The sequence below is a fragment of the uncultured Algibacter sp. genome, from assembly GCF_947490405.1.
Taxonomy (GTDB): Bacteria; Bacteroidota; Bacteroidia; order Flavobacteriales; family Flavobacteriaceae; genus Algibacter_B.
This window is the reverse complement of record NZ_CANLGU010000002.1, coordinates 123403-143647: the sequence shown is the minus strand read 5'-3', so window position 1 is coordinate 143647 and position 20245 is coordinate 123403. Positions and strand designations below refer to the sequence as shown.

Annotated in this window: 13 protein-coding genes; 8 read left to right on the top strand and 5 right to left on the bottom strand. The window is 32.5% G+C overall.

The genetic code is table 11. The features are described from left to right. The first annotated feature begins 1 nt into the window (after nucleotide 1). Both Q0772_RS04565 and Q0772_RS04560 read left to right on the top strand, forming a co-directional pair. The gene (locus tag Q0772_RS04565; protein ID WP_298340831.1) at nucleotides 2-2692 is read left to right on the top strand and encodes a T9SS type A sorting domain-containing protein; all 2691 of its coding nucleotides are present in this window, start codon (nucleotides 2-4) and stop codon (nucleotides 2690-2692) included. Nucleotides 2693-2884: 192 nt separating this feature from the next. After that, a complete protein-coding gene (locus Q0772_RS04560; RefSeq protein ID WP_298340829.1) occupies nucleotides 2885-5125 on the top strand; it encodes an RNB domain-containing ribonuclease in 2241 nt (746 codons plus the stop codon). A gap of 138 nt (nucleotides 5126-5263) precedes the next feature. On the opposite strand, the gene Q0772_RS04555 is transcribed toward Q0772_RS04560, so the two are convergent. From Q0772_RS04555 to Q0772_RS04535, 5 genes are all read right to left on the bottom strand, one after another. Continuing rightward, nucleotides 5264-6097, bottom strand: coding sequence for an NmrA family NAD(P)-binding protein (locus Q0772_RS04555; protein ID WP_298340827.1), 834 nt, complete (start codon nucleotides 6095-6097; stop codon nucleotides 5264-5266). Nucleotides 6098-6114: 17 nt separating this feature from the next. Continuing rightward, nucleotides 6115-6594, bottom strand: a complete 480-nt coding sequence (locus Q0772_RS04550; protein ID WP_298340825.1) for an anthrone oxygenase family protein — start codon at nucleotides 6592-6594, stop codon at nucleotides 6115-6117. Beyond that, a complete protein-coding gene (locus tag Q0772_RS04545; RefSeq protein ID WP_298340823.1) occupies nucleotides 6591-6983 on the bottom strand; it encodes a DUF5367 family protein in 393 nt (130 codons plus the stop codon). The genes Q0772_RS04550 and Q0772_RS04545 overlap by 4 nt, the downstream gene beginning before the upstream one ends. An 89-nt stretch (nucleotides 6984-7072) precedes the next feature. Further along, nucleotides 7073-7924 (bottom strand): AraC family transcriptional regulator, encoded by an 852-nt coding sequence (locus tag Q0772_RS04540; protein ID WP_298340821.1) that lies wholly within the window; start codon nucleotides 7922-7924, stop codon nucleotides 7073-7075. A 90-nt stretch (nucleotides 7925-8014) separates the two neighbouring features. Beyond that, a complete protein-coding gene (locus tag Q0772_RS04535) occupies nucleotides 8015-9670 on the bottom strand; it encodes a SulP family inorganic anion transporter (RefSeq protein ID WP_298340819.1) in 1656 nt (551 codons plus the stop codon). 133 nt (nucleotides 9671-9803) lie between these two features. Here Q0772_RS04535 and Q0772_RS04530 point away from each other — a divergent pair, with 133 nt between their 5' ends. From Q0772_RS04530 to Q0772_RS04505, 6 genes are all read left to right on the top strand, one after another. Next, on the top strand, nucleotides 9804-10097 hold the full coding sequence (locus tag Q0772_RS04530) for a heavy metal-binding domain-containing protein (protein WP_298340817.1): 294 nt from the start codon (nucleotides 9804-9806) through the stop codon (nucleotides 10095-10097). Nucleotides 10098-10177: 80 nt separating this feature from the next. Continuing rightward, complete coding sequence (locus Q0772_RS04525) at nucleotides 10178-10855, top strand: head GIN domain-containing protein (protein ID WP_298340815.1); 678 nt, start codon at nucleotides 10178-10180, stop codon at nucleotides 10853-10855. 171 nt (nucleotides 10856-11026) lie between these two features. Further along, the gene (locus Q0772_RS04520) at nucleotides 11027-13840 is read left to right on the top strand and encodes a triple tyrosine motif-containing protein (protein ID WP_298340813.1); all 2814 of its coding nucleotides are present in this window, start codon (nucleotides 11027-11029) and stop codon (nucleotides 13838-13840) included. 229 nt (nucleotides 13841-14069) lie between these two features. Beyond that, nucleotides 14070-17177, top strand: coding sequence for a TonB-dependent receptor (locus Q0772_RS04515; RefSeq protein WP_298340811.1), 3108 nt, complete (start codon nucleotides 14070-14072; stop codon nucleotides 17175-17177). A 6-nt stretch (nucleotides 17178-17183) separates the two neighbouring features. Beyond that, complete coding sequence (locus Q0772_RS04510) at nucleotides 17184-18755, top strand: RagB/SusD family nutrient uptake outer membrane protein (RefSeq protein ID WP_298340809.1); 1572 nt, start codon at nucleotides 17184-17186, stop codon at nucleotides 18753-18755. A gap of 25 nt (nucleotides 18756-18780) precedes the next feature. Then, nucleotides 18781-20178, top strand: a complete 1398-nt coding sequence (locus Q0772_RS04505; protein ID WP_298340808.1) for a hypothetical protein — start codon at nucleotides 18781-18783, stop codon at nucleotides 20176-20178. The last annotated feature ends 67 nt before the right edge of the window (nucleotides 20179-20245 follow it).

The following is a 20245-nucleotide window of genomic DNA, read 5'->3' as shown; positions in this document are numbered from 1 at the left end:
TATGAAGCAATTATTAATTTTAATAGTATGTCCATTTTTTGTTTTTGGACAAACACAAATAGGTCAGGATATTGATGGTAAGTATAGTAGAGTTCGTAATAGATTAGGTACAGCTGTTAAATTATCTCAAGATGGTTCAGTAATGGCTATTTCTGCTAGAGAAAATACATCTGTTAAATATAGATCTGGCCAAGTCACTTTGTTTAGGAATAATAGCGGAGTTTGGACCCAAATAGGTAAAGATATTGATGGTGAAGGAATAGATGATCAATCAGGGTATGGTTTAGACTTATCTTCAGATGGGAGTATTGTAGCAATAGGTGCTCCATTTAATAATGGAAATGGTAATAATTCAGGTCATGTACGTGTTTATAAAAATGAAAATGATGTTTGGACGCAAATAGGCGAAGATATTGATGGAGAGGCAGAAGGTGATAATTCAGGATATAGTGTAAGTTTATCATCAGATGGAAGTATTGTAGCCATAGGCGCAAGATATAATGATGGAAATGGTGATGCATCAGGTCATATACGTATTTATAAAAATAATAATGGTGTTTGGATGCAAATAGGCGAAGATATTGATGGAGAGGCAGAAGGTGATAATTCAGGATATAGTGTAAGTTTATCATCAAATGGAAGTATTGTAGCTATAGGCGCAAGATATAATGATGGAAATGGATCTAATTCAGGCCATGTGCGTATTTATAAAAATGAAAATGGTGTTTGGATGCAAATAGGCGAAGACATTGATGGAGAAGCAGCAGATGATCGGTCAGGATATAGTGTAGAATTATCATCAGATGGAACTATTGTGGGAATTGGGGCTTACTGGAATGATGGAAATGGATCTAATTCAGGCCATGTGCGTATTTATAAAAATAAAAATGAGGTTTGGACCCAAATAGGTGAAGATATTGATGGTGAAGCATCAGATGATCAGTCAGGATATAGTCTAGGATTATCATCAGATGGAAGTATAGTAGCAATAGGTGCTAATAAGAACGATGGGAATGGTGTAAATTCAGGCCATGTACGTATTTACAAAAATGAAAATGAGGTTTGGACCCAAATAGGTGAAGATATTGATGGTGAAGATATATTTGATGAATCAGGAACTAGTCTAGGATTATCATCAGATGGAAGTACGATAGCTGTAGGCGCACCAAAGAATCATGAGAGTGGATCTTCCTTAGGCCATGTAAGGGCCTATAATTTTGAAAATAATTTATGGACACAGATAGGATCTGATATCTATGGAGATTGGTATGTATATGAAAGTAAATTAGGTTCTAGCTGTAGTCTATCTAATGATGGAACTATTTTAGCAATAGGGGCAGAAAATGAAAATAGAAACCAAGGAACTGTTTATGTTTATAAACAAGAGGGTAGTGTTTGGACCCAAATAGGTCAAGGTATTGCTGGTGAAGAGGTATTTGATACTTCAGGAAGAAGTGTAAGTCTTTCTTCAGATGGAAGTATTGTAGCCATAGGCGCTGTTGGTAATGATGGGAATGGTCAAAATTCTGGTCATGTACGTATTTATAAAAATGAAAATGGTGTTTGGACGCAAATAGGTGAAGATATTGATGGTAAGGGAGAAGTTGATCGGTCAGGATGGAGTGTAAGTCTCTCATCAGATGGGAGTATTGTAGCTATAGGTGCTCCATTTAATGATAGAAATGGGAATGGTTCTGGTTATGTAAGCATTTATAAAAATGAAAATGGTGTTTGGACGCAAATAGGTGAAGATATTAATGGTAAGGGAGAAGTTGATCGGTCAGGATGGAGTGTAAGTTTATCATCAGATGGAAGTATTGTAGCCATAGGTGCACCATATAATAATATAAATGGAAATGGTTCTGGTTATGTACGTGTTTATAAAAATAATAATGGAGTTTGGACCCAAATAGGTGAAGATATTAATGGTGAAGCAGTAGATGATCGGTCAGGATATAGTGTAAGTTTATCATCAGATGGAAGTATTGTAGCCATAGGTGCAAGATATAATGATGGAAATGGATCTAATTCAGGCCATGTGCGTATTTATAAAAATGAAAATGAGGTTTGGACTCAAATAGGTGAAGATATTGATGGTGAAGCAGAGGGAGATTTTTCAGGGTCCGGAGTAGAATTATCATCAGATGGGAGTATTGTAGCCATAGGCGCTGTTGGTAATGATGGAAACGGTTCTAATTCAGGCCATGTACGTATCTATAAAAATAAGAATGATGTTTGGACACAAATAGGTAAAGATATTGATGGTGAAGCTTTAGAATATATTGATGGTGAAGCAGTATATAATCCATCAGTAAATGGTTTAACCCTCTTTGGAAAAAGTATAAGTCTTTCTTCAGATGGTAATATAGTTGCAATAGGTGCTCTGCAAAATAATGCAAATGGACCTTTTTCTGGTAGTGTTCGTGTTTATGATTTAAATGCTGTTTTATCTATACAAAGTTTCGAAAAAGATTATTTTTCATATTATCCAAACCCAGTAAATGATGTTTTAAATATCAACTTAAATAAAGGCTTAGAATTAAAACAGATTAATATTTATAACCTACAAAGTCAATATTTGTATTCCGTAAAAAGCTCAAAAATTGATGTTAGTAATTTATTAAGCGGTATGTATTTTATTGAGGTAGAAACTAACCAAGGAAAATCTGCTAAAAAAATAGTTGTACAATAGTATTTATAACTATAATAGATTACAAAGGCTTTTATTTATTTGAAAGTCTTTTTTATTGAATTAATGTTTACCCCCCCATTTAATATTAAAACCCTAACTTTGTAAAATAAATAGCAATTTCTTCACCTGTACAATGCTATTAAATAATAAAATTTCCTATACCTTAGGAATTGAAAATGATTACAAAATTAAATGAGTAAAAAAAGAAAAGGGAAATCCAAAAAGAGTGGTATTTCCAACCTTACAAATACAATCTTAAGTATATTAAAAAAAGAGAGAAACCAAAGTTTTAACTACAAACAAATAGCTGCTAAACTTGGCGTTAACGACGCTAGTAGCAGAAACCAAATTATAAAAACCTTAGCTAAACTTGCTGTAAAACAAGAGATACAAGAAGTAGATCGCGGTAAGTTTAAAGCAATAGTTAATGCCGAATACCATATTGGTGTTTTAGATATGTCTGCAAAAGGATCTGGTTATATTATTTCAGATGATTTTGAAGAAGATGTGTTTATCGCATCAAACAATATCAATAAAGCCTTAAATGGTGATGAAGTAGAATTTTATGCGTTTAAGCGCAAAAAACGTGGAAAAGTAGAAGGCGAAATTACCAATATTATTAAACGTGCAAAGTCTGAATATGTTGGTGTTATTCAAATGCAAAAAAATAATAATTATGCTTTTGTAGTACCAGATAGTAACAAAATGTACAAAGATATTTTTGTACCTATTAACAAAACCTTAAAAGCTGAAGACGGTGATAAAGTTTTAGTATCACTTGAAGATTGGCCAGAAAAAGCCGATTCTCCTTATGGAAAGGTGTTAAAAATTCTTGGAAAACCAGGAGAACACAATACTGAAATCCATGCTATTTTAGCCGAATATGGTTTACCTCACGAATTTCCTCACGATGTTGAGGCTTTTGCAAACGAATTAGATACTTCTATTACTGAAGCAGAAATTGCAAAACGTAGAGATATGCGTAAAGATTTAACCTTTACCATAGATCCTAAAGATGCTAAAGATTTTGATGATGCCTTATCGTTTGAAGTTTTAGATAACGGGTTGTACGAAATAGGTATTCACATAGCCGATGTATCGCATTATTTACAAGAAGGCACTGTTTTAGATGATGAAGCTTACGAACGCGCAACATCGGTGTATTTGGTAGATCGTGTGGTGCCTATGCTTCCTGAAGTATTATCAAATAATACCTGTTCTTTACGTCCGCATGAAGAGAAATATACATTTTCAGCAGTGTTTCAAATAAATGATAAAGCCGAAATAAAAAACGAATGGTTTGGTAGAACGGTAACTTATAGCGATGCCCGTTATGCTTATGAAGAAGCGCAGGTAATCATCGAAAATAATCCGACTGTCACGTTGAGCGCAGTCGAAACGTCTCAAATTAATACCGAAATTCCACAAGAAATATCCCTTACAGGAAAACCATACAATACCACACCAGAGCTAGCAAAAGCTATTTTAATTCTAGATAGACTTGCTAAAATTATGAGAGGTAAACGCATGCGAGATGGTGCAATTTCTTTTGATAAAGTAGAAGTAAAATTCAATTTAGACGAAGACAATAACCCTGCTGGTGTATTCTTTAAAACCAGTAGAGATGCTAATAAACTGATTGAAGAATTCATGTTGTTAGCCAACAGAAAAGTATCTGAATTTATAGGAAAACAAAGTCCGAAGAAAACATTTGTATATCGTGTACACGACGAACCAGACGAAAGTAAGCTAGCATCTTTACAAAATGTAGTAGGCCGTTTTGGATACAAACTTAATTTTAAAGATAGAAAATCTACAACAGCATCGTTAAATAATTTACTAAAAGAAGTTATTGGTAAAAAAGAGCAAAATTTAGTAGATACATTAGCGATACGAAGCATGAGTAAAGCTGAATATACCACACACAATATTGGACATTACGGTTTAGCTTTTGATTATTACAGTCATTTTACCTCACCTATTCGTCGTTATCCAGATGTGATGGCACATCGATTATTACAACATTATTTAGATGGTGGCAAATCTGCTAATGAAGCCGATTATGAAGAAAAATGCCAACATTCTAGTAATATGGAAAACCTTGCTACTAAGGCAGAACGCGATTCAATTAAATACATGCAAATTCGTTTTATGGAAGACCATAAAGATGAAGAATTTATAGGTGTTATTTCAGGCGTAACCGACTGGGGGATTTACGTTGAAATCATTCAAAATAAATGTGAAGGGATGGTAAGTGTGCGTGATATGAAAGACGACCATTATGCTTTTGATCAAGATTTATATGCTATGGTCGGGAGAAGTAATGGCATAATATACCAACTTGGTGATGAGGTTGTTGTAAAAGTGAAGAATACCGATTTAGTGAAGAAGCATTTGGATTTTAATATGATTGGAAAGGTTGAGGTGGAGTAATTGATTGTTTTTTTTTATCAATAGTAACGAAATAAAAGCATTCCTTTTCAGAAAGGAAATTATAAAATAAAAAAAAAAGCAATTTGAATTTTAATTCAAATTGCTTTTTTTAATTATAAATGTTATTAGTAATAACTATTAAACCATGACTTGATTCCAAATACCAGTTTTAACAGTGTCTTGTGCATATTCTACAAAAGGTTTTGCTTTTCTACCCAAAACGCGCTCAATATCATGAACCACCAATTGGTTTTTTGGATTGGTTAAAACATGACTAAATAAATACTCAATTAACCACACAACATCATTTGGTATTTGCATTTGCTTCATACCATCAACATACTGATCTAATGTGATGTCGTAAAAATTTAAATTTCTGTCACTAGTCTTTGAAATGATGTTAACGATTTGCTTAAATGTAATTAATTCTGGTCCTGTTACCTCAATAATTTCTCCATTATAAGAATCATCAATTAATACGGTAGCAGCAACTTCAGCAATATCATTTGCATCTACAAATGGGATTAAAACATCAGACATTGGTAATGCTACTTCACCAGATAAAATAGGTTCTAAAAAGAAACTTTCGCTCCAATTTTGATTAAACCAAGACGCTCTAACTATGGTATAATCCATACCAGAATTTATCACAATTTTTTCACAAGCTTCAGCTTCTGTTTCCCCTTTTCCAGAAAGTAAAACCATTTTTTTAACACCTAACTCTTTAGCTAAATAAGTTAAACTCTGTATGGCCTCTTTGGCTCCTGGGACAGCTAAATCAGGATAATAGGTTACATACATTCTTTCTATACCTTGTAAAGCATTTACCCAAGTGTCTTTATCATCCCAATCAAAGCTTGGTGATGCGTTTCTTGAGCCAATTCTTGGTTCAATTCCTTTGTTTTGTAATTGTTCTACTACTCGGCGACCAGTTTTTCCGGTTCCTCCGATAACTAAAATGTTCGTTTTCATAATGAATTGTTTTAAAATTATTTTTTAATAAATATTGATATAAGTAATAGTATGAATGAAATTATACTTGAAATGGTTCGTATGTTATGATATTGATTCCAAGCACTTTCATAATAGGTTCTAAAGTTTTTTAATTCTAATATGCTCAGTTTGGTAATGTTTAATGCTTCTAATTCATTATTTAAAGGAACATTTCCAAAGGCTGTAATACCAAAAGTCCCAATTAGGTATATGATTGCTGATGCTAAAACCAACCCAAACATTGGTTTGTTATTAAACTGCATACTGGCGGACATTACCAACATAATAAGGCTTCCAAAGAACACAATAAAGAATGCTGGGTTTAAGATTTCTTTATTGATACTCTGCATGCTTTCCAAGTAAGTGAAATCGCCTACTTTTTTTGTTCCCAGTATAACCGAAACGGACCAAGCGAAGAAAAAGCCTGTAGAAAGTGCATTCAATAAAATTGTTATAAAAAGAGCCGTTGTTTTCATGCTTTTATTTTTTTTGTTAAATGAGTTCCGAAATACAATACAATGAAGTAAAACTCAACTACTATGTTATAAAACATAGGGTCTCCAAAGAATTTTGAATAACTCCCACCATATGGTATTATAAAAGCAGGAACTGTTATCAATACATCTAATACAGTAGCCACAATTACAAATGTAATAGCCAATGCAGATGGTTTCATGTAGTGGTTTCTATAGAACAGATAAGTCCCTAAACATGTGCTAGGTATAATGCCTAAAGCTAGTATAATATTAGATTGTAATTCAGGGTTTTCTAAAAAAGGTATATAATAGGAAAAGAGGTAAAAGCCAACTCCTAAAACCCAAACTAAAATGGCACATAGAATGCTAAATAAATTTTTACTAATCATAATTTTTGTTTTTAATTATGATACAAATTTATTGTAGCTGTAAGCCAGCGACTTATTCAAAAAGAATTATGATTTATTCGAAAAGAATTTTATACTTGGCTAGGTCTATAACCAAACTTTTTTTCAAAAGCGTTAGAGAAAGAGCCTAAACTATCGTACCCGACAGCCCAAGCAGCTTCTTGAATTGTTTTTTGTCCGTTCTTTATTAAATTATAAGCTTTCTTTAAACGCTCGTTTTGTAAGTATTTAAAAACGGGCACACCAAACTGCGCTTTGAATTCTATTTTTAGTTTGTTGGTATTGGTTCCAATTCTGTGTGCTAATTCTGTTAAGGAAGGTGGGTTTTCTAAATTGGATACTAAAATTTCTTGGGCTAGATTAATTTTTTCAAGTTGAAAAGTATTTAATGTTGTGTTTTCTTGTTTCGATAATTGTCCAAAATAATGAGAAAGTAAAGCTGTGATATGGCTTTTATATAATAGCATTTTAATTTTGCCTTCATAAGTGTTGTTAAAGAATTGTTCCACTAATAAAAACATTTCTGGGCTCATATTAAATATTGGGCCCTCAACGTAATGATCTTTTGGATGTACTAATTGATATAAAAATTGTTCCAAAAACTGCCCCTCTTCATTTGGTAATTTATCTATCTTTTTTATGGTAGTTGCGATTACTAAGCATTGCAATGATTTTAGCTTGGAAACATGATGCTCAAATTCTACTTTACTATCTGCGTAAAATGAGAGTACCATACCTTTGGTATGATGGAATTCTTTAGTCCTTCTATCAAATTTTACCTTAAGACTAACATCGCCTGCACCATAAAAAGCGATAGCTATTACAGGTTCATCAAAAAAACAGGAATCGATTAAATTGTTATCAGAGGTGGCTTCTTCTAACAAAACTGTATAATCATTGATGTCTATGATTTCACGGTTCATTCTTATGTTTATCCTAATCAGGTTTAATTATTGTTTCTTTGGATGTCTAAGCTGAAATTTTTTATAATTTCAAACAACATTATTTTATGATTAAGCTTTCAGTTTTTGTTTTAAATACAAAAATGCAGCATCAATATTATCAAACACATCATCTTCAGGCACTAAATCAGGAATAATATCAACAGCTTCTAGCATATCTTTAGGTTGTTCTTTAAGTCCTACTAAAAGTACTTCAATACCTTCTTCACGCAAATCAAAAACAATATCTTCTAAAGCATATAATCCAGATTGGTCCATATAAGGTACACGATCCATTCTAAATATTACGGCTTTAACCTCGTCTGGTAATTCAGAAATTTGATCTTTAAAATAAGACGTAAACCCGAAAAACAAAGAACCATATAAGTGTTTAATAATCACTTTATCTTTATAGGCTTCGTAAAATTCTTTTTCGTCTTGCCAAGGCTTATTACCATCAATATCAGCAACCGCACCTACTTCTAAACCTTGTTCGCTAATATCACCAGATTTTTTCATAAATAACAAACAAGCCAGCGCAACACCAATACCTACAGCTTGTATTAAACTCCCAAAGGTGGTGATTAACAATACTAAAATTAATACGACTGCATCTGCACGAGGTACTTTAAGTAAATGTTTTAAGCCTTTAAAATCTACAATTTTAAACCCAATAGGAATTAACAAACCAGCCAATACACAAAGCGGGATATGTGCTGCCAATTGCCCTAAACCTAAAAGAACAGCTAGTAAAAAAAGTCCATGTAATACACCTGATAGTTTTGATGTACCACCAGCATTAATATTTACAACCGTACCTTTTGTGGCGCCAGCACCAGGAATACCACCAATAGCAGCAGCAATCATATTACCAATACCTTGGCCAATTAATTCTCTATTACTATTGTGTTTTGTTTTCGTCATATTATCAGCAATCACTGAGGTTAATAAAGAATCTATACTACCAAGTACAGCTAAAACTAGGGCGTATTCTAAAATGGTACCGTAAGCACTAGCATCAACATCAAGAATACCACCTAATTGAAATGAAGGCAAACCAGAAGGAATTTCACCAATTAAAGGCACATCTATTTTGAAAAAATAAGCAATTAAAGTAGCAGCAATTAAAGCCACCAAGGCACTTGGAATAGCTTTGGTAATTTTAGGAAACACAAAGTATATTAGAATAGTAATCCCGCCTAACATGAGTGCGTATAAATTAGCATCGGTAAATAGTTTAGAAAAATTTTGAATAACCGCTATAGTAGATTTTGAAGAACCCAAACCAGCAAAAGGGAATAATTGTAGTATCACAATAATGAGTCCCACACCACTCATAAATCCTGAAACCACAGGATACGGAAAGTATTTTACATAACTCGCAATATTTAAAAACCCAAAAATAACTTGAAATAAGCCGCCTAATAAAAAGCTTAGTAAAATTATTGGCATTGCGTTTTCAAGACTTCCTGCCATTTCTATTGCAAGAGCTACCAAGGTTGCAGAAACCACCGTCATTGGTCCTGTAGGGCCGCTAGCCTGCGTTTGCGTGCCACCAAATAATGCTGCAAAAACACCAACAGCAATAGCACCATATAAGCCAGCTGTAGCACCCATACCTGATTGTACGCCAAAAGCTAAAGCTAATGGAAGCGCAACAACCCCAGCAACTAAACCGCCCGTAAAATCGCCTTTTAAATTTTTGATATTATAAAAATTAGATAGCATATTTTTTATGTTATATGTAATTATTTATTAAAAAATCAAGATAAACGAAGTTAGGTGAAAATTTTTATAAAGTCAATGCATAAAAGCCTCTTAATGATTATTCATATCTTAGTGCTCATTAAACTATAATTTAATGATTTTAACAACAACTGATTCTATAGAAGGACATAAAATAGAAAACTATTTAGGTATTATAACAGGTGTTTCAACTAATATAAAAACATCGTTTTCTTTTAAAACAGAAAAAAATAAAAGTTTGTATCAAAATTTCATCAATGAAGCCAAAGAAGAAGCTTTTCAATATTTAAAAACTAATGCAACTAATTTAAATGCTAATGCTGTTGTTGGAATAACTATAGATATAGAAACTTCTCCTAATTCTTATTTTTTTGTATCTATTACAGGTACTGCAGTAAAAGTTGTTTAAGTATTATAATGTTTTCATAAAATTAATCCTTTGCAAAACAATTATCAATAATTTTACGTTCTCAATAAAATCTATACCTAATGAAAACACTTATTAAAGTTGTTGTATTGTTTATTACAACAGTTACATTCGCTCAAAACTCTATTGAAAAAACTATTGGAGAATTTAATGAACTAAAAGTTTATGATTTAATAAATGTTGAACTCATTAAATCAGACATAGATAAAGTGACAATAACAGGAAAAAACAAGAAAGATGTCTTAGTAAATAACAAGAGTGGAACCTTAAAAATTAAAATGAATTTAGGCGAAGCCTTTGATGGTAATAAGACAAAAGTAAAGCTATATTACACAAATATAGATGTTATAGATGCCAATGAGGGTGCTAAAATTCATTCAGATGATATCATAAAACAATTTGAAATTGATTTAAATGCTCAAGAAGGATCAAAAATTAATGTTAAATTGGATGTAAAGTATGCTAATATAAGATCGGTAACTGGAGCAGATATAATTGCATCTGGGATAGCTATTAATCAAGATATCTCTATTTATACAGGAGGTGATTATAACGGAAAAACACTTAAAACAGAGTTAACTGAAGTTTCAATTAGAGCTGCTGGTGAAGCTCATATTTATGCTACAAAAAAAGTAGAGGCTAAAGTACGTGCAGGAGGTGATATCTATATTTATGGTAACCCAGAGCGTGTGGACGAAAGCAGGGTTTTAGGAGGCCGTATAAAACGTATTAATGAATAATATACTTGTGTATATTTAGTAATAAAAAGCCTTCATAAAACGAAGGTTTTTTTTATTAATTGACATATTATATAATTTTAATTCCAAGAGATAAAACCATACAGAAACCATACAGTGTTTGTTTTAAGCCCTAAATTTACTACCTTGCTTACTTAACATACCCCTAAGATTGTGAAAACTATAAGAAGTTTAGTTTATCTACTAGTGTTTGGTTACTCTTTATTTATTTATGCCCAAGAAAGATCTCCTATAAATATATTTAACCCAAAGGATTATGGTGCAGAATCCCAAAACTGGTCTATAACTCAATCCAACAATCGTAACATATACGTAGCAAACAATAAGGGTTTATTAGAATATAATGGAGCCAAATGGAGTTTGTATTTATCTCCAAACCAAACTATAATTCGTGCCGTAGAAGTCATAGATGATTTAATCTACACTGGAAGTTATCGTGATTTTGGTTATTGGAAAAGAGATGATTTTGGTGTACTAAATTATACATCACTCGCAAATGAACTTAGTATAGATTTTTTAGAAGATGAAGAATTTTGGAATATCCATTTTCTTGATAATTGGATATTATTCCAATCTTTAGATAGAATACATATATACAATAAGTCTACAAAAGGATATAATGTAATAAATTCAGTAACTAGTATCTCTAGTTTATTTAAAGTTGAAGAAAACTTTTACTTTCAAAATATAAATAATGGTTTATACAAGATAGAAAACGGAATAGATGTATTGGTCTCTTCAGACCCTATTATACAAAAAAACATTATAGTCAATATGTATATGCATAATAATGATTTGCTTGTTTTAACTGAGAATAATGGTTTTTACAAGCTAAATAATCGTTTCCTTACCAAATGGGATATAGAAGCAAATACATTACTAGATAAAATAAGTGTCTTTAGTAGTATCAAACTTAAAGATGGAAGTTTTATTCTTGGTTCAATTTCTGATGGAATAATACATATAAACAGTAGTGGAGTTGTTACTTATGATGTAAATCAATCTAAAGGTCTTAGTAATAACACTATACTGTCAATTCATGAAGATATAGATCATAATATATGGTTAGGTTTAGATAATGGAATTAACTGTGTAAACATTAATTCACCTTATTTAATATATTATGATAAAAATGGAATAATAGGAAGCGTTTACACATCTCGGGTTTACAACGGATTAATTTATCTGGGAACAAATCAAGGTTTATTTTATAAACCCTTAGATAGCAAAACTAGTTTTGCATTTGTTAAAGGTACAGAAGGTCAGGTCTGGTGTCTTGAAGAGATAAACAATCAATTATTTTGTGGCCATAATTCAGGAACATTTTTGATTAATAATGAAAAGGCTGAAAAAATATCAAGTATCAGAGGAACTTGGCAAATAAAAACTATTGAAGATCATAGCGATTTATTGATACAAGGTAATTATGATGGTTTATACATTTTGGTTGAGCGTAATAGTAAATGGCAATTAAGAAATAAATTAAAAGGATTTGATATATCAAGTAGGTTTTTTGAGTTTTTTAGTAAATCAGGACTTTACGTTAGTCATGAATATAAAGGTGTTTTTAGGTTAAAGTTAGATGATAAACTAACAAAAGTTGAATCCGTCTTTATGGATACCTTAATCAATAAAAATAAGAATTCAAGTTTTATTACATATCAAGACGATTTACTTTACACCAATAACAAAGGAGTGTTTAAGCTTAATACAGTAGCTCAAACATTTGAAAAAGACTCGCTTTTTAGTAGTTTAATAAATGAAGAAAATTTTAAATCAGGTAAACTGGTGCATGATAAAAAGACCAATAGACTCTGGAGTTTCTCATCAAAAGAAATAAAATATCTTGAAACATCAGGATTAAGTGGAGAAAAGAAAATAAAAACAATCAGTTTTCCCGCAGATATAAGAAATGAGGTTACAGGCTATGAAAATATCACACATTTAAATGACGAAAAGTTTTTATTAGGTACAACAACAGGCTATATAATACTTGATTTAGATAAAATTGAAGAACAAAATCACGAAATAGCCATAAACAAAATAGCAGTTAGTAAGCTCAAAAACAATGATACTGTTCATTTAGTTAAACTCAATTCCAAAGCTAGTTTTGAAAATGACCAAAACAACATTGAGATATCATATAACATTTCAGAATTTTTAAAAACTCAAAAGCCCGAGTATAGATACAAACTTGAAGGGATGTATGATGTATGGAGTGATTGGAACTCCGAAGGAGTAGTTTTTTACGAAAACTTACCTTATGGAAGCTATACATTTAAAGTAAAAGGGCGTGTTGGAAATCAAGTAACCTTAAATACAGCCTCGTTTTCTTTTAAAATTGATCGTCCTTGGTTTCTTTCTAATTTGGCTATTGCATTTTATGTTTTAAGTATTTTACTATTTTCTTTGTTCATGCACAATATTTATAAGAGGTATTATAGAAAACAACGAGAGCGCTTAATGACTAAAACTACACGAGAGTTTGAGTTAAAAGAGCTGGAAAATAAGCAGCAGTTAATGCGTTTTAAAAATGATAAACTAAGAGAAGATATTGAAAGTAAAAATAGAGAACTTGGTATATCTACAATGAATTTAATTAAGAAAAACGAATTTTTAAGCTCAATAAAAAAAGAACTCGAAAGTGTTGAAGAAGTAAAAAATATAAAACATGTTGTTAAGATTATAGATAGAAACCTTAATAATAATGATGATTGGAATTTGTTTCAAGAAGCTTTTAATAATGCAGATAAAGATTTCCTAAAAAAAATAAAAAGTATACATCCTGCACTTACTTCAAATGATTTAAGACTTTGTGCTTATTTACGTTTAAATTTATCTTCAAAAGAGATTGCACCCCTCCTCAACATATCCGCAAGAAGTGTAGAAGTAAAACGTTACAGATTACGTAAAAAGATGGATTTACCTCATGAGGCAAGCCTTTCCGATTATATCTTAGAGATATAATAAACAATACAGCTATAACTCTTACCTATACATTACCACTACACTTGATGTTTTTAGCTACATGGAGTAAAAATTTGAAACCCCTATTTTATTAGTAAAACCAATGATTTTTAGCATTTTATTAAAGAAACGTGCTGTTTTTTGAGATGTATGTTTTTTGTTGAGGTATATTTTGTCAATACTTTAATAACTTCTGTTAATTTTATCATAAACTAAAACTAAACAATTTATGAGACACAAGCTATTAAAGATTGTAGCACTCTTTTTTACCGCCCTAGTTAGTGCGCAAACTATTAACGTAAGCGGTAATGTTCAAGACAATACAGGATTTCCTATTCCAGGGGTTAATGTAATTGTTGCGAATACCAGTAAAGGAGCTGTAACGGATTTTGATGGAAATTTCACAATTACAGATGTGGAATCAGGATCAACATTAACCTTTAGTTACATAGGATATGTTACTAAAGAAATTGTTGTTAGCAGTAACGCAAACCTAACAGTTGTATTAGAAGAAGATGTAGCTAAATTAGATGAAGTCGTTGTTGTGGGTTATGGAACCCAAAGAAAAAAGGAAGTAACAGGAGCAGTTTCTGTTATAGATTCAAAAGCAATTGAAAAGCTAAATCCACAAAGGGTTGAGCAAGCTCTGCAGGGACAAATTCCAGGTGTCAATGTAACTTCCAACTCAGGATCTCCAGGTAGTGGATCTAACATCCGTATTCGTGGTATTACTACAAATGGAGATAACAGACCCCTTATCTTAGTAGACGGCAATGTTATAGAAGATTTATCAGTAATAAATCCAAACGATATTAAAAGCATGAATGTTTTAAAAGATGCCACTGCTGGTATTTATGGAGTTCGTGGTGCCAACGGTGTTATCTTGATAACAACAAAAACGGGTAGAAAGAATTCCGAACTAAAATTTTCTTTTGATGCTTACACAGGTTTTCAAACAACTAGTAACAAAATAGACTTATTGAATCCTACGCAATTTGCTAAGTATGTTAATGATGCTGCAGATGAAACTAGATTTTTTGTATACCCTAGAGAAGGCACAGATTGGCAAGATGAAGTTTTTCAAACGGCTGCAATATCTGATATAAACTTTAGCGGTAGTGGAGGTACAGAAAAATCAGCTTACACATTTGGTGTTTCGTATTTAACTCAAGATGGAATTGTTGGTGGAGGAAAAGCAGGCTATGAGAGATTAACAACAAGATTAGGATATCAATATGATATCCTAGAAAACTTAAAGTTATCTGCAACAGGTTTATACACAAAATCTAAGAAAAATAATTTACCAGAGGGCGGTATTGGTTCTGTACTTTATAGTACTGTAAATATAAATCCTAACCTTCCTGTAAGAGATGAGAATGGCGATTTTTCTCAGCCAACAGATATTTCACAAATTGAAATTATTAATCCATTAGCTCAAATAGCTAATTCGCATAATACAACAAGAGTTGATAGATATAGTGGCACATTAGGTTTAGATTATACTTTTTTAGATCACTTCACAGTGAGTTCTAAAATTCAAATAAACTATTCTAATGTTCTAAATGACATTTTTAATCCAATTTTTGATTATGGAAATGATTTTAGTAAATCGAACTCGAGAAGAATAAATGAAGTAATTGATAATGTAGATTTATATACTGATTATACGTTTGATAATTATATCAACTATACTAATACATTTGGAGAAAATCATGATTTAACGTTATTACTAGGTACTTCAGTATTTAGAACAAGAGGTCATTTCTGGGGATATACAGGAAATATGTTAAGAGGTGGTAGTAACTCTGCTTCTGATGCCTTGGTAGATGGTTGGATAGGTGATAGAGTTGAAGGACAAATCGTGAATCGTTTTAACCCAGGAGAGTTTGAACGTGGTGCAGAGCAATTTGATGTGCGTTTATCTTCTGTTTTTAGCAGATTTCAATATAGCTATAAAGGGAAATATTTGTTATCTGGTGTGATACGTAGAGATGTTTCATCAAGGTTTAATTCTGATAATAATATTGGTTATTTTCCTTCAGGTTCTATAGGCTGGAATATATCAGATGAAGATTTCTTCAATAAAGGTGGTTTGGTTAATTCTTTGAAGTTTAGAGCGAGTTATGGTATTATAGGGAATGACCGAATTCCAAGTAATTTTGCTTTTGTAACAAGGTTAGATGGAGAGGCAACTATTGATTCAGGAGATCCAAATATTGTTGATCCAGCACAATTACCTAATGGGGTTGGTGCAGGAGAAATAGGAAATCCAGATTTAACATGGGAAGAACAAGAAACGGCCAACATTGGTTTAGATGCCAGAATGTTTAACAATAAATTAAGTTTAACAATTGATGCCTTTAAAAAACAAACGAAAAATCTTTTAATTCAACCTCAAGCTTCTGGTGTTTTAGGTGCCTCTGCACCTGGTGCTGGTTCTCCATTTATTAATGCTGGTACGGTTGAAAATAAAGGTCTTGAATTGGGAATTAATTTTAATGATAATTTTTCAGACAATTTTCAATTTAATGTTGGATTCAACTTTACGGTAATAGATAATGAGGTGACTTCGCTTAACGGAAATTTACCTCCTGTTGGAGGGGAGTATGGTGTAGGTCTGAGTCAAACAGGGATATCAAGAATGGTTGTAGGTTTACCTCTAGGGTATTTTCATGGTTATAAAACAGATGGTATATATCAAACACAAGCAGAGATTGACGTATTAAATGCTAATGCTACTGCTAATAACAATGTTTACCATGCAGATGCTCAACCTGGTGATTTAAAGTTTATTGATACTAATAACAATGGTTATATAGATGATGGAGACAGAACCAATATAGGAGACCCTATACCAGAAATCACTATGGGTTTTAATATAGGCTTTACATATAAAAATATAGATTTTAGTGCCAACGCGTTTGCTTCTATAGGTAATGATATGATAAGAGATTATGAACGTATAGACTTATTTGCAAACAGGGGCACCTACATTTTGGACAGATGGCAAGGAACTGGGACAAGTAATTCTGTTCCAAGAGCTTCTTCAGGAGGGTCTATTAACACAGATCTTTTCAGTGATTTCCATGTAGAGGATGCGTCATTTGTTCGTTTACAAAATGTACAACTTGGTTATTCTTTTAATCAAAATATGCTTGATAAGTTAGGTGTTAATAAATTCAGAATATACATTTCTGGCAACAATTTAGTAACCATTACAGATTATACTGGTTATGATCCTTCAGCTACAAATGGATCACCTTTGGGTGGTGGAATTGATAAAGGCTTCTATCCCGTTGCAGCGACTTATTTACTAGGTGTTAATTTAAATTTTTAAAACGTTATGAAAGAAGTTAAAAAATTAAGGTATATATTCCTTACAGTATTTATTGCTTTAGCTGCTTGTGATGATTTTGTAGAGGTTGATCCAATAGGACCAAATGCAGGAGATTTTTTCAATACAGAGGCTGAATATGAGCAAGCTCTAATAGGAGCTTATGACCTGTTGCAGGCAACATTTTGGAATAACTTATTAGCCGTTTCGGCTTCTGATGATTATGGTTCTGGTGGTGATGCTTTTAATTATGATCAGCCAGTAGTTCAAAATGTAAATTTTATGATTCATAGTCCGGATGATGAAGAACAGCTAAGAAGTATTTGGCAATTAATGTATGGGGGATTAAGTCGGGTAAATTATTTATTAGAAAATAAAGGTGCTTTAGATTTTTCAGGAAAGGATGAAATTATTGCGCAAGCTTATTTTTTAAGAGCATATTACACCTTTGAGTTAGTTAAGTTTTTTGGTAATATACCTTTAAAAACTGAGGAAAGAGGAGGGGTAAAAAGAATTGCTGACTCTCAAATATCTGCTACAGATCAATTTGCTATCGAAAGGGTATCAAGTATATCTGAAGTCTACGGATTGATTCAAGAGGATTTAAAAGAAGCCATTCCTAGTTTACCAACTACTCAAGATTTACCATATAAAGTTACCAAAGGTGCAGCACAAGCACTACTAGGAAAAGCATATTTATATGATGGAAAGTTTTCAGACGCTGCAACTATTCTAAATCAAGTAGTTTCAAGTAGCCAATACAGTTTAACAACAGGTGATGATTACATGGGCATGTTTACTGTATCTGGAGAAAATGGTTCAGAATCAGTTTTCGAAATCCAATACACGAATGTAGAAGGTGCTGGATGGGATTGTTTACAATGTAGTGAAGGGTCTTATTTTGTTCAATTTAATGGCCCAAGATCGCCATTTACAGATGATGTATTTGCCACAGGTTGGGGCTTCTTATTACCTTCACAAGCGTTATATGATACTTTTGATGCTAACGATATGAGAAGAGACGCTACTATTTTAGATTTAAGAGAACTTAAGGCATTAGAAGATAACGCGGTTTATTCTGCTCCAAGAGAAGATACAGGATTTTACAACCTAAAATATATTCCAAGAAAAGCTGAAAAAGCAGGAAATGCTAATACACAAGAATTAGTTCACCAAAATAATTATAGAGCTATTCGTTTTGCAGATGTTTTATTAATGGCTGCAGAAGCAGAAGCACAAAGTGGTGGCTCTAATGCAGAGATCTACTTAAACAGAGTTAGAGCGAGAGCCTATGGAGATAATAGTAATGATTACTCATCTAGTGAAGGATCCTTACTAGATGCAATTTATGAAGAGCGTCGTAAAGAACTAGCGGGAGAAGGACATCGTTTTTTCGATCTTGTAAGAACAGGTAGGGCTGTTGCTGCATTTGCAGAATATAATGCTTCAAAACCAGACGGTTTTGAAGATATCGTCTTTCAAGCTAATAAACATGAAGTTTTTCCTATTCCAAGAGTTGAATTAGAATTAGCTCAAGCGGAAGAACGATGGGGACAAAACCCAGGATATAGCAACCAATAATAAACTAAACATAAAACTATAGAAAATGAAATTATTAACAAAAGGAATATACAAAGTCTTAGCACTGGTACTTTTATTAGGAGTCTCAGTTGCTTGTGAAGATGATGATCAATTAAATATCATTGAAGGATTAGATTTTAACATTGCAACATTGAACCCAGAAGGTAATGAGATTGGTGTTATTGCAACAACAGTTCCGCCAGATGGTAGAATTTTATACACTGTGGATTTTGGTGATCCTAGTGGAGATATAGCAGATGTAATTAGACAAACAAGTGGGCCTATGGTAACTTATACGTATCCAGAAGTTGAAGAATCTGTTACATATACAATTACAGTCACCGCAGCGCTAGATGGTAGAGATGATGTATCAATTTCAAAAGATCATACGGTTATATACAAGCCAGTAGTTGATCAAGGGCCAAGTCCTGATGTGTCTCCAATCGCAGGAACTTGGAGATTAGCTCCAGAACCAGGATCGTTAGTTGTAGGTCCAGATATTATTAATGGTGGAGGACCATGGTTTTCAATCAACCAAGAACAATTAGAAATGAGACCATGTTTATATGATGATGAGTATGTTTTTAACGAAGATGGTACTTTTCAAAATGTCTTTGGTTCAGAGACATGGTTAGAACCATTCCAAGGTATGGATCCAGAAGGTTGTGGAGCACCATTATCGCCTCATAATGCACCAAGTGGGGCTACATACGTTTATGATCAAGCAAACGAAAGTCTAACAATTACAGGAAGAGGAGCGCATTTAGGTTTGGCAAAAGTAGTTAACGAAGGAGAGCTTGCATCTCCTGCTGATGCACCAGATTCAATAACATATATTGCTAAATTGAATGGTGATGTATTAGATATTTTCATTCTAACAGACGTAGCAAATAATGCGTATTGGTATTTTAAACTTGTAAGAGACGGGGCGCCATCCATAGTTGGAACATGGCAATTAGATCCAACACCAGGGTCATTAGCTGTAGGTCCAGATATTATTAATGGTGGAGGACCATGGTTCTCAATAAACCAAGAACAGTTAGATATGAGACCATGTTTGTATGATGATCAATATGTTTTTAATGCAGATGGAACTTTTCAAAATGTTTTTGGAACAGAAACTTGGTTAGAACCATTCCAAGGTATGGATCCAGAAGGTTGTGGAGCACCTATTTTTCCTCATAATGCATCTGCATCTGCAACATACACTTTTGATGAAGCTGGTGAAAGTTTAACAATTGATGGTCAAGGAGCACATTTAGGGTTAGCAAAAGTAGTTAATGAAGGTGAGTTAAGTTCGCCAAGTGCAGCGCCAGATTCAATAACCTACATTGCCAAACTAAATGGTAATATGTTGGAAGTATATATTATTACTGATGTTGCTAATAATGCCTATTGGTATTTTAGAATGATTAAGCAATAATAAGCTTTAAATATTTTAGATACAAAGCGGTATCAATTCTTGATATCGCTTTGTAGCCTAGAATATA